This is a genomic window from Pseudomonas sp. FEMGT703P (assembly GCF_002786345.1).
Lineage (GTDB): Bacteria > Pseudomonadota > Gammaproteobacteria > Pseudomonadales > Pseudomonadaceae > Aquipseudomonas > Aquipseudomonas peli.
The window spans coordinates 593,291-607,106 of the sequence record NZ_PGCM01000010.1 but is presented as its reverse complement, the minus strand read 5'-3'; the positions used below and the strand labels follow the sequence as shown (position 1 = coordinate 607,106).

At 62.4% G+C, this 13,816-nt stretch carries 13 protein-coding genes; 9 read left to right on the top strand and 4 right to left on the bottom strand.

From position 1 onward, the window contains the following. Positions 1–44: 44 nt before the first annotated feature. Positions 45–1,238 (bottom strand): ABC transporter substrate-binding protein, encoded by a 1,194-nt coding sequence (locus tag CUR33_RS16370; RefSeq protein WP_289240322.1) that lies wholly within the window; start codon positions 1,236–1,238, stop codon positions 45–47. Positions 1,239–1,394: 156 nt separating this feature from the next. On the opposite strand from CUR33_RS16370, the gene CUR33_RS16365 reads away from it, so the two are divergent. Genes CUR33_RS16365 through CUR33_RS16355 form a run of 3 tightly spaced genes read left to right on the top strand, consistent with a single transcriptional unit; the run spans position 1,395 to position 3,737 of the window. Then, a complete protein-coding gene (locus tag CUR33_RS16365; protein ID WP_090252799.1) occupies positions 1,395–1,832 on the top strand; it encodes a copper-binding protein in 438 nt (145 codons plus the stop codon). A 1-nt stretch (position 1,833) separates the two neighbouring features. After that, positions 1,834–3,090, top strand: a complete 1,257-nt coding sequence (locus CUR33_RS16360; protein ID WP_090252801.1) for a HAMP domain-containing sensor histidine kinase — start codon at positions 1,834–1,836, stop codon at positions 3,088–3,090. After that, entirely contained in the window at positions 3,087–3,737 is a 651-nt protein-coding gene (locus tag CUR33_RS16355) for a response regulator transcription factor (RefSeq protein ID WP_090252804.1), read from the top strand. The genes CUR33_RS16360 and CUR33_RS16355 overlap by 4 nt, the downstream gene beginning before the upstream one ends. A gap of 134 nt (positions 3,738–3,871) precedes the next feature. Here the strand turns inward: CUR33_RS16355 and CUR33_RS16350 are convergent, their stop codons facing one another. Both CUR33_RS16350 and exaA read right to left on the bottom strand, forming a co-directional pair. Further along, a complete protein-coding gene (locus CUR33_RS16350) occupies positions 3,872–4,519 on the bottom strand; it encodes a pentapeptide repeat-containing protein (protein WP_090252807.1) in 648 nt (215 codons plus the stop codon). Between the two features lie 107 nt (positions 4,520–4,626). Continuing rightward, positions 4,627–6,498 (bottom strand): quinoprotein ethanol dehydrogenase, encoded by a 1,872-nt coding sequence (gene exaA / locus CUR33_RS16345; protein ID WP_090252809.1) that lies wholly within the window; start codon positions 6,496–6,498, stop codon positions 4,627–4,629. A 309-nt stretch (positions 6,499–6,807) separates the two neighbouring features. Here exaA and pedF point away from each other — a divergent pair, with 309 nt between their 5' ends. From pedF to CUR33_RS16320, 5 genes are read left to right on the top strand one after another with little or no spacing between them, the layout of a single operon-like run. Next, positions 6,808–7,227 (top strand): cytochrome c-550 PedF, encoded by a 420-nt coding sequence (gene pedF / locus CUR33_RS16340; protein ID WP_090254087.1) that lies wholly within the window; start codon positions 6,808–6,810, stop codon positions 7,225–7,227. A gap of 5 nt (positions 7,228–7,232) precedes the next feature. Next, positions 7,233–8,129, top strand: coding sequence for a substrate-binding periplasmic protein (locus CUR33_RS16335; RefSeq protein ID WP_090252812.1), 897 nt, complete (start codon positions 7,233–7,235; stop codon positions 8,127–8,129). 38 nt (positions 8,130–8,167) lie between these two features. Continuing rightward, entirely contained in the window at positions 8,168–8,917 is a 750-nt protein-coding gene (locus CUR33_RS16330; protein ID WP_090254090.1) for a quinoprotein dehydrogenase-associated SoxYZ-like carrier, read from the top strand. A gap of 18 nt (positions 8,918–8,935) precedes the next feature. Then, positions 8,936–9,253 (top strand): EthD family reductase, encoded by a 318-nt coding sequence (locus tag CUR33_RS16325; protein WP_090252814.1) that lies wholly within the window; start codon positions 8,936–8,938, stop codon positions 9,251–9,253. Between the two features lie 59 nt (positions 9,254–9,312). After that, positions 9,313–10,242, top strand: a complete 930-nt coding sequence (locus CUR33_RS16320; protein WP_090252817.1) for a quinoprotein relay system zinc metallohydrolase 1 — start codon at positions 9,313–9,315, stop codon at positions 10,240–10,242. A gap of 209 nt (positions 10,243–10,451) precedes the next feature. On the opposite strand, the gene CUR33_RS16315 is transcribed toward CUR33_RS16320, so the two are convergent. Then, a complete protein-coding gene (locus CUR33_RS16315) occupies positions 10,452–11,705 on the bottom strand; it encodes an ABC transporter substrate-binding protein (protein ID WP_090252820.1) in 1,254 nt (417 codons plus the stop codon). 314 nt (positions 11,706–12,019) lie between these two features. On the opposite strand from CUR33_RS16315, the gene CUR33_RS16310 reads away from it, so the two are divergent. Further along, entirely contained in the window at positions 12,020–13,795 is a 1,776-nt protein-coding gene (locus CUR33_RS16310; protein WP_233684633.1) for a methanol/ethanol family PQQ-dependent dehydrogenase, read from the top strand. The last annotated feature ends 21 nt before the right edge of the window (positions 13,796–13,816 follow it).

Here is a 13,816-nt window from a genome sequence, read left to right as displayed (position 1 = left end):
GCACCCTACGGTTCTACGCGCGGTAGGGTGCACCGCGCGCACCATCAATTACTGTTGCCTGCCAGATCGCAGCTCACTTCCGGCCGGTCATAGCCGAGGCTGTCCATTTCGTTGTTGGGGTGCAGAAAACCATCCTGTGGCGAGGTGCTGACCAGCGCGCGTGGCTGTACCAACGGGATTGGTTGGCGCAGTTCGCCGTTCCACGGGCGGAAGCTCAGCTTGCGACCCTTGAAACCATCGAGCGGCAGCTGCTCGCTCAAGGCCAGGGTGCGGATTGCCTGGGCGTCGTTCTGGCGCAGTTTGGTCACCGCGGCGGCAATGCTGCGCACGGCCATCCAGGCGGCGAAATCGCGGTCGTTCATCCAGCGCTGGGCGTGGGCCTCGAAGCGTTTCTGCAACTGCGCGGCACCGAAGGTTTCCACGGTCTTGTGCCAGGCAGTCGGGATCAGGCCCTGGGTGCCGGCCACCGGGCGCGGGTACCAGGTGTTGTAGGGCAGGTACTCGCCGAAGTCGCCACGCTCGTCGGCCACCAGCACCACGTCGTATTCCGCCGTCTGGGTGAACAGCGGCATTTCCGCCTGGGCGCTGCGGCGCTGGTCGTTGTCGAAGCTCCATGGCTTCTCGGCGACGATCTTGTGGCCGAAGCGTTTGGCGGCGCGCTTGAGCGCGGCGGCGTAGGCGATATCGTCCTCGGTGCTGCCGGTCACCAGCAGCCAGCGCGTCCATTTGCGCACGGCGAGAAACTGCGCCAAGGCATCGGCGAGCATGGTGCGGCTGGGCAGGGTGTGCAGCACATTGTTCAGGCACTGGCTGTGGCGCAGGCTGTCGTCGGCGCTGCCGGCATTGAGCAGCAGGCTGTCGGGCAGCGCCTGGCTGAGTTGGCGCAGGGTTGCTGTCGGCGCATTGACCACGAACAGGCGCAGGCCCTGTGCGTGCAGTTCACGGGCTGCAGCCAGCAGGCTGTCGTTGTCGCCTCGTTCGGCTACGTCGAGCTGGTAACTGTGCTTGAGAAAACGCCCAGTGCTGTTGCTGTCGATAATCGCCAGCTCGGCCCCGCGCAGGCCGGTATCGGCCGGCTCGGGGATGACGTTGGACAGCACCGGGCCGGTTGCCAGGGTGTAACCCAGGTAAGCGATACGCACCTGCAAGGTGTCGGTTGTCGGGCTGGCCAGGCAGGGCGTTGCCAGGCTGCACAACGCGGCGGCGCAGAGCATGAGGGGGTGGCTGATCCGACGCATGGGCAACTCCTGGATAGGTGTTGCCAGCATAGGAACAGCCCGGTATTCGGGAAATATGCCCAAAGTACCAGTACGCCAGTACCAAGGTAGTAAGTCGGCGGGTGCGTCAGCGTTTTAGGATGATCCCATCCCATAAAACAAGAACAGGTACCCTCCATGAGCACGCTCAAAACACTCGCCCTGGCGCTGATTCTGCTGAGCAGCCTGATCGGTTTTGACAACATTTATGCGGCCGGCGACCTGACCCGTCGCACCGAGAAACTGCCGGATCTGCTGCTGGGCAGCGAAGCCAGCGATTACAGCCTGTCGCAAAGCGAATACCAGCTGGAAACTGGCAAGGCCTACCAACTGAAGATCATCGCCAGCGGGCTGAAGGAGTACGCCTTCCAGGCTCCGGAATTCGCCACCTCGATCTACCTGCGCAAGGTTGAAGCCGGTGGCGTGGAGATCAAGGCCATCACCCTTACCGAACTGGAGTTTGAGGAAGCCGGCGAGGCGGAGATCTTCTTCGTACCGATCAAGCCCGGCACGTTCCGTTTCTATGCCAAGGGCCTGGAAGGCAAGGGCATGCTCGGTCATTTCGTGGTCAAGTAACGTGTCCGTTCTATGGCGCATCTACCTGCTGGTGACGCTGTTTTTTGCACTGGTCACGGTGCTGGGCCTGGCGTTGCTGCTGCGCCAGGCCCGCGAGGATGTACAGCGTGAGGTGCAGGCTGCCGAGGCGGTGGTCGAGTACCTGTACGAAGCGGCTCAGCGTGACCCGGCCAGCCTGCACAGCGGGCTGACCGGCAACCTGCGGCATGTGCGGGTGCAGTGGCTACCAGCACCTGCCGCCGTGCCACAGTTGTCGCTTGAACAATGGCTGGGGCAGCGTCTGTTCCCGCAGCAACACCGCCCGCGTGTGGTGCAACTGGCCGATGGCCGACAGTTGCAGATTGCCGTCGATCCGGCGGATGAAATCGATGAAGTCTGGGATTCGCTTCTGCAACTGCTGTTGCTCTGCCTGCTGGCGCTGTTGATCAGCCTGGTGGCGATTCGCTGGGCCGTGCACCGTGGCCTGCGCGTGCTGGATGAGTTGCTATGCGGTCTGCAACAGGTGACTCAGGGCCAGTTCGATGCGCGTCTGCCGGCGCACAGCCTGCCAGAGGCACGGCAACTGGCCGGGCATTTCAATGCCATGGCCACCACCCTGCAACAGGTGCAGGCCGACAATACCGAACTGACTCAAGCGCTGATGGCGTTGCAAGAGCGCGAGCGCACCCGTCTTGGGCAGACCCTGCATGACGACCTCGGCCAGTACCTCAGCGGTATCCGTGCCCAGGCCTGCCTGCTGCAAGCGGTGGCCGCTCAGCCCGAGCAGGTGCGCCTGACCGCCCAGCATCTGGACAACCACTGCCAGCGCTTGCAGGACGGTTTTCGCGCCTTGATCCGTGATCTCTACCCGGTGGTACTGGAGCGCCTTGAACTGGACGAGGCGCTGCAACTGCTCGCTGATAACTGGCAGGCCGCACAGCGCGTACAGTGCCAGGTTTCGCTCAGCCGCCGGCTGCCAAGTTTGCCACTGCCGACCAAGGCGCATCTGTACCGGCTGGTGCAGGAGGCCCTGACCAACGTCGCCAGGCACGCCCAGGCCAGCGAAGTGCGCGTGCGCCTGCATTATCAGGGGCAGCGTTTGCGTCTGTTTATTCGTGACAATGGTTGTGGTGCGCAACTGCCGCAGCGTCCCGGCATCGGCCTGCGCTCGATCCACGAGCGGGCGCGCAGCCTGGGTGCCGTACTGCGCGTACACAGCCGTCCTCAAGCGGGGTGGGCACTGTGCCTGACCCTGATAGTGCCGGAGCCCGAGCTATGAAGATTCTGCTGGTCGATGATCACGCGGTGGTCCGTCAGGGCTATGCCAGCCTGCTGCGGGCCTTGTTACCAGAGGTGCAGGTGCGCGAGGCCTGCGATGGCGAACAGGCCCTGCAGATGGTGCAGGAGGAAATCCCCAATCTGGTCATCATGGATATCGGCCTGCCCGGGATCAGCGGTCTGGAAACCACCCGGCGGCTGCGTCAGCGTTTGCCGCAACTGCGGGTGCTGTTCTTCAGCATGCACGATGAGCTGCCCCTGGTTCGTCAGGCCCTGGAGGCCGGTGCACTGGGTTATCTGACCAAAACGTCCTCACCCGAGGTGCTGGTTGAAGCGGTTAAACGTACCCTGGCCGGACATGCCTATATCGAGCAGGGGCTGGCCACGCATCTGGCTTGCAATCCACTTGGCGAGGGCAGCAGTGATCCGCGCCTGCGCGGCATGACCCAGCGCGAGTTCGAGATATTCGTGATGCTGGCCAAAGGCATGCCCAGCCGGCAGATTGCCGAGCGGCTGTGCATCAGCGGTAAGACCGTGTCCAACTACCTGACCTTGCTCAAGAGCAAGTTGCAGGTCAGCTCCCAGGCCGAGCTGGTGCATCTGGCCATCGATACCGGGGTCATCCGCCTGGGCCTGGAAAGCGCCTGAGCCGTTTTTCTAGATAAAAGAATAGGTAGCCCGGCTGAACTCCTCGGAGTGCAGCCGGGCTACGGCTTTGTGCTGTGTAGAGGTTCGCGGGCATGGCCCGCTCCTACAGAGGAAGGGGGGGCGTTAGCGTGAGGTTATTCCCAGCCATCGGGGCAGGCGGTGCAGCCTTCCATATTGGCGCCCTGGAAGTTGCCGTAGTGGGTGCGCGTGCCGCTTAGGTCGGCGTCGGCGAGGTTGGAGCCTGAGAGTTTGACCTCTTGCAGGTTGGCGTCCTTGAGGTTGGCGCCCTTGAGGTCAGCCTTGCTTAGCCAGGTCATTTCCAGATTGGCCGCTTGCAGGTTGGCATTGTGCAGTTTGGCGGCAGACAGGCGGGCGAATTCCAGGTTGGCAGCGCGCATATCGGCTGCGTTGAATTTTGCCGCCTGGGCATACATGGCCCAGCCGTTGATGGCTACCAGGGTGCTGTTGCTGAAGTCGGCCAGGCGCAGCTGACTTTGTTGCAGGCTGGCACGGGTCAGGTCGGCACCTTGCAGTTGTGCTTTTTCCAGGTTGGCCAGATCCAGGCGGCTATGGCGTAAATCGGCACCACGCAGGTCGGCACCTTCCAGGTTCATACGGCGCATGTCCTGGTTGCTCAGGTTGGCACCTTGCAGGTTGGCTTTGGGGCATTGGCTGTCGGCTTCGATGCGGCAGCCGTTGACGGTGAGCACCTCATCGGCATTGACCAGTTCGGTACCCAGCACCAGCAGTACGATGGGCAGAAGCAGAGGCAGGTAATTCATGGCGAGTCCTCGGGTAGGGTGCGCCGTGCGCACCACGGGGCAACGCAGGTGGTTGCTTGGAAGCGCGTGCGCATGACGCACCCTGGGGTGCGTCATGCGAGTTGCGATCAGCGTTGTGCGGTCTTGTTATCCCAGCTTGGCAGCTTGAATACCCAGAACGAGCCGCCTTGCGCGACCGGTTTGGTCAGCTCGGCCATGTCGCCGCCCCACAGCGGTACTGCTCCGCCGTAACCGGTAGTTACGCCGATGTACTGCTCGCCATCCTGTTCCCAGGTGATGGGCGGGGAGATGATTCCGGTGCCGGTCTGGAACTTCCACAGCTCCTTGCCGTTCTTCGCGTCGAAGGCCTTGAAGTAGCCGTCGCCAGTGCCGGTGAACACCAGATTGCCCTTGGTGGCCAGTACGCCGGCCCACAGTGGCAGTTTTTCCTTGTGCTCCCAGACGACCTTGCCGGTGGTCGGGTTCATTGCCCGCAGGATGCCGACGTGGTCTTCGAACAGGCGTTTGATGCGGAAGCCCATGCCCAGGTAAGCGGAGCCCGCCTTGTAGTTGGCTTCCTCGGCCCAGTAGTCCTCTTTCCAGTGGTTGGCCGGCACGTAGAACAGGCCGGTGTCCTGGCTGTAGGCCATCGGGTTCCAGTTTTTGCCACCGAGGAAAGGCGGCGACACTTCTACCGATTTGCCTTTGGCTTCACCCGGCTCCGGTTTTGGTGGGCGTTGACCTTCGTTTTCCACCGGGCGACCGGTTTTCAGGTCGATATGGCTGGCCCAGGTGATCTTGTCGACGAAGGGGAAGGCGTTTTGCAGCTTGCCGTTGGCGCGGTCGACTACATAGAAGAAACCGTTGCGGTCGGCGTGGGCGGTAGCCTTGACGGTTTTACCGGCCTTGTCCTTGTAGTCGAACAGCACCAGTTCGTTGTTGCCGGAGAAGTCCCAGGCATCGTTCGGGGTGTGCTGGTAGAACCACTTCACTTCACCGGTGGTCGGGTCTACGCCAACCTGGCCAGAGGTGTAGAGGCTGTCGTAGTCCTTCGGATTGCCACCTTCGCTGGTGCGTGCCCAGCCGTTCCACGGGGCCGGGTTGCCGGCACCGATGATGATGGTGTTGGTTTCCGCGTCGAAGCTGGCGCTCTGCCACGGTGCACCACCGCCCTGACTCCAGGCCGCTTTCTTGCCGGTCGGGTGGTTGGGATCATCCGGCCAGCTCGGTGCTTTCACGTCGCCAGTCGGGGTGCTGTCTTTGCCGTTCAGGCGGCCCATGTGGCCTTCGACGAACGGACGCATCCAGACTTCTTCACCGGTGTCCGGGTCGCGGGCAAACAGCTTGCCGACTACGCCGAATTCGTCACCGGAGCTGCCGTGGATCAGCAGGGTCTTGCCGCTCTTCTGGTCTTTCACCAGGGTTGGCGCGCCGGTCATGGTGTAGCCAACGGCGTGGTCACCGAACTTCTTGTTCCACACCACTTTGCCGGTGTCTTTGTTCAGCGCGACGACGCGGGCGTCGAGGGTGCCGAAGTAGATCTTGTCGCCGTAGATGGCAGCGCCGCGGTTGACCACGTCGCAGCACGGACGAATGTTGTCCGGCAGGCGGTGGTTGTAGGTCCACAGGCGTTTGCCGGTTTTCGCGTCGAGGGCGAATACCCGCGAGTAGGAGCCGGTCACGTAGATCACGCCGTCATGGACGATGGCCTGGGACTCCTGGCCGCGCTGCTTTTCGTCACCGAAGGAGAAGGACCAGGCGGGCGTCAGTTTGAACACGTTCTGGTCGTTGACCTGGGCCAGCGGGCTCCAGCGTTGGGCGTTGGTGCCCATGCCGTACTGCAGCACGTTGTTGGTGGTGGTGTGGTCGTTGGCGATGTCGTCCCAGGTGACATTCTTGGCCAGGGCGCTGCCACTCAAGGCCAGGCCACCGGCCAGCAGCAGGCTGTGGACGGCAAGTGCCACGGGGCGCGGCATGCTGGGTAACGATCTTGTTGTCATGGTTGTGGTTTCCCATCGTGGTGGTGAAGGTTGCAGGTCCTGTGCTGTTGGCGACCTGGCGAGCCGATAGTGGAACCACGGGGATTGCGCCGAAACGGAAAAACTCCCGCCTGCGCCGGGAAGAATGCCCAAACTGGACATGACTTAGCCTTGCTGCCAAAGCCACCTGTCATGGGGTCGCAAGCCCTACTACCAAGGGACTAGTCGCGGGCCACCAAAGCAGCATTCGGCGGGCGCGGCGCTGTTTCTAAGATGCTCGCAAGCAAGCTCCGTACGAGCTGTGTGCGTGCATTCGATGAGGCCTTGAACATGACAATTAAAAAGAACACCGGTTTTGCTCTGCTGCTGTTGGCCTTCTCGGCCAACCTCTGGGCGCATGGTGATGTGGTGCCCCAGGCGGTGAAGACCGACGGTCTGGAGCCGCTGGGCGAAGAATGGCGTGATGAGAACCCCTACCGGGGCAACCCGCGCGCCATCGAAATTGGCTCTTCGGCCTACAACCAGAACTGCGCGGCGTGCCATGGCCTGGAAGCCAAATCCGGTGGCATTGCCCCGGACCTGCGCCTGCTCGAAGCCGGCATCAGCGGCGATGAGTGGTTCAAGGAGCGGGTGATCAATGGCGCCGTGCGTGATGGTCGGGTGTATATGCCGAAAATGGCCGACTACCTCAGCCAGGAAGCGCTGTGGGCCGTGCGCAGTTACCTGGAGAGCGTGGCCATCGAGGAGTAATCGGCATGGCTCGGCGACTGGTGTGGCTGGGGCTGTGGTGTTCTGCACTGCTGGCGGTCTGTACGCCGCTGCAGGCGCAGGTGCGCAGCTATGACTCGATTGTCGAGTCCGGTGTGCTCAAGGTGGCGCTGTATCAGGATTTCGCGCCTTACAGCTTTCAGCAGGACGGGAAATCCCGTGGCGTCGACTATGAGGTCGCCGAGGCTTTGGCCGCAGGTCTGGGGCTCAGGCTTGAAGTGATCTGGGCACCGCCGGGCGAGAAGCTCGATGATGACCTGCGTGATTACATCTGGCGCGGGCATTACCTGCGTCCGCACGAACTGGCCGATGTGATGCTGCGCGTTCCTTATGACCGCGAGTTTTCCTACAAGAGCAACGAGTTCGGCGAGCTGGTCAACGAACTGGTGGTGATGTTCGGCCCGTATCAGCGTGAGCGCTGGCAGGTGGCATTCGACCGCCGCCGGCTGGACGCGGTGCCCAGTGTGGCGGTGTTTCAGCGCCACCCCATTGGTGTCGAGGTGGAAAGCGTGCCGTCCTTTTATCTGTCATCGGTGAAAGACGGCATGCTCAGCCAGCAGACCCATCACTACAGCAATGTTCAGCAAGCGTTCGCGGCGATGAAAGCCGGTGAAGTGGATGCGGTGATGGCGCTGCGCGGCGAGGTCGACTGGCAGCTCAAACTGGCGGCTGACGAGCAACTGGCGCTGGCCGAGAACGCTTACCCGGACATGGGCAAGCAGGTCTGGGACATCGGCATGGCGGTGCATGAAAGCAATCGGCAATTGGCCTATGCCCTGGAAGAAAAGCTCGAAGAGCTGATTCTCGCCGGGGAGCTCAAGCGTATCTATGGCCACTACGGTCTGCGTTATGAGTTGCCGGGGTTGTACCAGGAGGTTGAGTAGGGCTGCAGGTCAACGGCACCGGGAGGTGTGGGATGGAACTGGATTGGCGTTCATTTCTACTGCTGGCGCTGTTTGCCGTGCCCTGGGACAGCTGGGGCAGCCAGCGCGACCCGGTCACATCGGTGATGTGGGACTACTACCACGAGCGTCTGCTGGGCGGCGAAGCCTTTGTTTTCGATGAGCGGGTCAAGCTCAGCGCGCCGCCGTTTGCCGAGGACGCGCGGCAGGTGCCGATTCAGATCGACGCCAGTGCCTTCGACGGTCAGGTGGTGCGCATGCTGGCCTGGGCCGAACTCAATCCGATTCCACAGATCTTCGATTTCCAGCCGGGTGAGCAGGTGCTGCCACGGCTGGCCATCCGCATTCGGGTCGAGCAGGCCACGCCGCTGCGGGTGGCGGTACTGACCCGTGACGGGCTCTGGCATGTCGGTTCGACGCAAATCGATGCTGCCGGTGGCGGCTGCACAGCCCCCAGTGTGGTGCGCGCCCAGGCCGGTTGGGAGGAGCATCTGGGTGAAGTGCTCGGCAAGCGCTTTGTCCTGGCTGATGCCAACCGCCTTCGCGTGCAGGTGGCCCACCCGATGGACAACGGCCTGGTCGGCGGTATTCCGGAATTTTTTCTCAACCAGGCGCAGTTGCGTGATCGCAGCGGCAACACCCTGGCCAGCCTCGAACTGTTTCCCGCCGTCAGCGAAAACCCGACCATCAGCCTGGATGTAAAGGGCAACGTCGAGACCGAGCTATGGTTGCGTGACAACAACGGCAATGAATTCAAAGCCGAACTCTGAAAGCCACAAGGACCTGCCATGATCAAAGTCAGCGTGCTGTACCCCAATACTCCCGGTGTGCGTTTCGACATGACCTATTACTGCGAGCAGCATATGGCGATCGTGCGCGAATGCCTGGGCAGCGCGTGCCAAGGCATTGCCGTGGACGCTGGCCTGGCCAGCGCCACGCCCGGTGAGGCCGCGCCCTATATCGCCATGGGGCATCTGTATTTCGACAGCGTGGCGGTGTTCGAGCAGAGCTTTGCCCCGCACGCGGCACGGATCATGGGCGATCTGCCGAACTTTACCGACAGCCAGCCGCTGGTGCAGATCAGCGAGGTCCGCCTCGCGCCCTAAATGGCGGTTCTGCCCTGGGCAGCCCAGCACGGCGCTGCCCGTCTTATCGCGAGGTGCTTATGCGCTGGATACTCATACTGGCGGCGCTGGCCAGCGCCTGCGTGCACGCCAATCCGCTCGCCTACGACCTACAGCCCCGGCAGATTGCCGATGGCGTGTGGCTGTTTGAAGGCAGCACGGACAACTTCTCCCAGGCCAATGGCGGCAATATCGTCAACACCGGGTTTATCGTCACCGATAAAGGCGTTGTGGTGATCGACAGCGGGCCGTCGCGGCGTTACGGCGAGGTGATGCGCCAAGCGATTGCCCGCGTCACTGACAAGCCGCTGCTCAAGGTCATGCTGACCCATCATCATCCCGACCATGTGCTGGGCAATCAGGCCTTCAGCGATGTGCCGATTGCCGCCTTGCCCGGCACCACCGCGTTGCTGGTAGAGCAGGGCGATACCATGGCGGAGAACATGTACCGCCTGGTGGGCGACTGGATGCGCGGCACCGAAGTGCTGCTGCCCACTGAGAGCCTTGAGCCGGGAATGCTTGAGGTAGGCGGGCGGACGCTGCAACTGCTGGCCCTGAGCGGCCACACCGGGGCTGATCTGGCGATTCTCGATGTGCAGAGCGGCGTGCTGTTTGCCGGTGATCTGGTGTTTTATCAACGTGCCCTGACCACACCCGGCACACCGAGCCTGGCCACCTGGCTGGCGGATCTCGACCAGCTGCAGCACCTGCCCTGGAAGCAGATCGTGCCCGGCCATGGCCCGCTGGCCAGCGATGCTGCGCCCTTTGCCCAGATGCGTGATTACCTCGGCTGGCTGGACGGCGTCATGCGCAGCGGTGCCGAGCAGGGCGCGGAAATGAATGAACTGATCCGCACCGCCATCCCGGAACGCTTTGCCGGCGTAAACCTCAGCCGTTATGAGCTGATCCGCAGCGTCAGTCATCTCTACCCGCGTTATGAGCAGGCCGCGATGCAGCGGGTGGATCGCTAAGAAAAACTGCGATACCCAGATGCGGTGGCTCTGTACCACGAGTGTGGTACGTCTGTATTTATCGACACAGACGTGAGGTGCTCTTGCTTCGTAGGGTGCGCCGTGCGCACAAGTCATTACTCGTCTAATTGGGGGTATGTCCGCGCAGACGTTGAATCCCGGTGCGCGCAGCGCACCCTACGGGTTGTCCCTGGCAACACATGATTGGCTTAGCGCAGCTGCAATTCCTCGCCGCGCTCCTGCTGCCACTCATCCTGGCTCGGCGCGGCCTGGTCGCCGTCCATATGGTGGATGATGTCGAAGTAGTGCTGCTTGAACGGGTCGAGCATCACGTCGTCACGCTTGCGTACCCGTACCGCATAGATGCTCTGCACGTTCTGATGGTCGAAGGCGCGCCACTGCTGCTGCCCCTTGAGCAACTGGTAACTGTGGTCTTCCAGGGTGCTGATCAGCCGTTCGCTGTCCAGGCTTTGCGTGCGCTGCACGGCATCGGCCCATTGCTTGACGATGGAGTAGGCGGAGGCGCTGGTGCTGCCGGGGTACTCCTGATAATCGCTGATATAGCGCTCAACGAATTGCTGGCCCTGGGCGATGTTGTCCTGGCTGGGCAGGTTCCAGGTCCAGGCTTCGGTGCCGATCACGCCCTCCATCACCAGCGGCCCGGCCTGCTGCACCACGCTCTTGGTCAGGTTGGGCACGATGATCTGCGTACGTTGCTTGAGGCCCATGTTGTGCACCATGCGCATGCTGCGCTGCAGGTTCTCGCCGAGCAGCACCAGCACGAGGATATCCGCCTCGCTGCGGGCCGCTTTATTGAGCGCCGCCAGGTACTGCTCACGGCGCACCAGACCACTGGGTAGCGCAGTACGGCCATGGCGTGCGCGGTCGGTGCTGTTGGTGGCCAGGCGCAGGGCGTTTTCCATGCTGCGGCCCCAGGCGTCATCGACAATGATGTAGTGGTAGCGCTGGCGTGGCATATGCCAGGACAGGTATTCGCCGAGCACCCGTGCACTCATCCAGGCGCTGTTGGACTCCCGGAACAGATAGCGATGGCCGGCCAGGCCGGTCACTTCATTGGCATAGCTCAGGGTGGCGAAGTACAGCAGGCCGCGCTCGCGGGCGCGTTGCCCGGCGGCTATCGCCTCTTCACTGGTGGCGCCGCCAAACACCATGCGTGCGTCCTGGTTGGCGAAGTAATCGACATTGCTGACGGCCTTGTCGGCCTGCGAGCTGGTGTTCTTGCTGAGCAGCTCCAGCGGTTTGCCGAGCACGCCACCTGCTTGGTTGATTTCGTCCACGGCCAGCAGTGCACCACGGCGCAGCTCGAGACCTTCATCCTTGTAATTGCCGGTACGTGGGTAGTTGAGGCCGATCTTGATGGGCTCGGCCTGGGCAAGGTTGCCCAGGTCTACCAGCAGCAGGCAGCTCAACAACAGGTGGCTGAGTGGGGTGGTGCGGCCCATATGGCTTGCTCCTTAGCGTGGGGGAGTAGCTTTCTAACGGCTGGGCCGGGGGCTGGGTATGCTCTTTTCAGGGGGCTGGGCTAGCACTTAAGTCGGCCAGGCCATGTGCCGGTACGGTGTGGGTGCACATCCGGGCGGGAAAATTGCCTGCGTGGCAGGTGCGTCAGGCAGCGATAAAACGGGCGGTATTGCTACCAAGGGAGTAGCTAAATCGGTACTGCGTTCAATTGTTGGGGGAGGCTGGGCAGCCAAGAATCTGTGGCAGATCGGGAAAAATTCCCGGTGATAACAATGAACCCACAGAGGTAGCCGCAATGAAACACACCGGTCTTCGCCAGCCTTTCCTCCTCACCGCGCTGTGCGCGGCGATGCTGATGCCGTCCGCCGCCGCCCTGGCGGTGACCGATGAGGAAATCCTCAAGGACGCCACCACCACCGACCAGATCGTCACCAACGGCCTGGGGCTGCAAGGCCAACGCTACAGCCCGCTGGCCACACTCAACACAGACAACATCAAGGACCTGCGCCCGGTTTGGACGCTGTCCTTTGGTGGCGAGAAGCAGCGTGGCCAGCAAGCGCAGCCGCTGATCAAGGACGGCGTGATGTATGTCACCGCGTCCTACTCGCGGGTGTTTGCCGTCGATGCCCGCACTGGGCGCGAGCTGTGGCAGTACGATGCGCGCCTGCCGGATGACATTCGCCCGTGCTGCGACGTTATCAACCGTGGCGTGGCGCTGTATGGCGACCTGGTGATCTTCGGCACCCTGGATGCCAAGCTGGTGGCTCTGCACAAGGACACCGGCAAGGTGGTGTGGCGCAAGAACGTGGCGGACCACAAGGCCGGTTACTCGATCACGGCGGCACCGCTGGTGGTCAACGGCAAGCTGATCACCGGGGTGTCCGGTGGCGAATTCGGCGTGGTCGGCAAGATCGAAGCCTATGACCCGAAAAACGGCGAACTGCTGTGGAGCCGTCCGACCGTGGAAGGTCACATGGGCTACGTCTACAAGGACGGCAAGGCGATTGAGAACGGCATCAGCGGTGGCGAAGCCGGCAAGACCTGGCCGGGTGACCTGTGGAAAACCGGTGGCGCCGCGCCCTGGCTGGGCGGTTACTACGACGCGGAAACCAACCTGCTGCTGTTCGGCACCGGTAACCCGGCGCCGTGGAACTCGCACCTGCGCCCGGGCGACAACCTCTATTCGTCTTCGCGCCTGGCGCTGAACCCGGATGATGGCAGCATCAAGTGGCACTTCCAGACCACCCCGCATGACGGCTGGGACTTCGACGGTGTCAACGAGCTGGTGTCCTTCAACTATCAGGAAGGCGGCAAGACCATCAAGGCCGCAGCCACCGCTGACCGTAACGGCTTCTTCTACGTGCTCGATCGCACCAACGGCAAGTTCATCCGTGGCTTCCCGTTTGTCGACAAGATCACCTGGGCCAAAGGCCTGGACAAGAATGGTCGGCCGATCTACGACGACAGCAACCGTCCTGGTTCGCCAAGCGCGAAGGAAAAGGGCAAGAGCGTGTTCTCCGCGCCGGCCTTCCTCGGTGCGAAGAACTGGATGCCGATGGCCTACAGCCAGGACACCGGGTTGTTCTACGTGCCGTCCAACGAGTGGGGCATGGACATCTGGAACGAGGACATCGCCTACAAGAAAGGCGCGGCCTACCTCGGTGCTGGCTTCACCATCAAACCGCTGAACGAGGACTACATCGGCGTGCTGCGCGCCATCGACCCGAAAACCGGCAAGGAAGTCTGGCGGCAGAAAAACTACGCGCCGCTGTGGGGCGGGGTGATGACCACCAAGGGTAACCTGGTGTTTACCGGCAACCCGGAAGGTTTCCTGCAGGCCTTCAACGCCAAGACCGGCGAGAAGGTCTGGGAATTCCAGACCGGCTCCGGCGTGCTGGGTTCGCCCGTAACCTGGGAGATGGACGGCGAGCAGTATGTTTCGGTGCTCTCCGGCTGGGGTGGTGCAGTACCACTGTGGGGCGGCGAAGTGGCCAAGCGGGTGAAGAACTACAACCAGGGCGGCATGCTCTGGACCTTCAAACTGCCCAAGGACCTGGTCAGCAAGCGTTGAGTGGTAATTAGCCTGTAGCAA

What these genes read in the sequence shown, in the direction of transcription:
- CUR33_RS16370 (WP_289240322.1), bottom strand. Translation starts at nt 1,238, where the DNA reads ATGCGTCGGATCAGCCACCCCCTCATGCTCTGCGCCGCCGCGTTGTGC.
- CUR33_RS16365 (WP_090252799.1), top strand. Translation starts at nt 1,395, where the DNA reads ATGAGCACGCTCAAAACACTCGCCCTGGCGCTGATTCTGCTGAGCAGC.
- CUR33_RS16355 (WP_090252804.1), top strand. Translation starts at nt 3,087, where the DNA reads ATGAAGATTCTGCTGGTCGATGATCACGCGGTGGTCCGTCAGGGCTAT.
- CUR33_RS16350 (WP_090252807.1), bottom strand. Translation starts at nt 4,519, where the DNA reads ATGAATTACCTGCCTCTGCTTCTGCCCATCGTACTGCTGGTGCTGGGT.
- exaA (WP_090252809.1), bottom strand. Translation starts at nt 6,498, where the DNA reads ATGACAACAAGATCGTTACCCAGCATGCCGCGCCCCGTGGCACTTGCC.
- pedF (WP_090254087.1), top strand. Translation starts at nt 6,808, where the DNA reads ATGACAATTAAAAAGAACACCGGTTTTGCTCTGCTGCTGTTGGCCTTC.
- CUR33_RS16335 (WP_090252812.1), top strand. Translation starts at nt 7,233, where the DNA reads ATGGCTCGGCGACTGGTGTGGCTGGGGCTGTGGTGTTCTGCACTGCTG.
- CUR33_RS16325 (WP_090252814.1), top strand. Translation starts at nt 8,936, where the DNA reads ATGATCAAAGTCAGCGTGCTGTACCCCAATACTCCCGGTGTGCGTTTC.
- CUR33_RS16320 (WP_090252817.1), top strand. Translation starts at nt 9,313, where the DNA reads ATGCGCTGGATACTCATACTGGCGGCGCTGGCCAGCGCCTGCGTGCAC.
- CUR33_RS16315 (WP_090252820.1), bottom strand. Translation starts at nt 11,705, where the DNA reads ATGGGCCGCACCACCCCACTCAGCCACCTGTTGTTGAGCTGCCTGCTG.
- CUR33_RS16310 (WP_233684633.1), top strand. Translation starts at nt 12,020, where the DNA reads ATGAAACACACCGGTCTTCGCCAGCCTTTCCTCCTCACCGCGCTGTGC.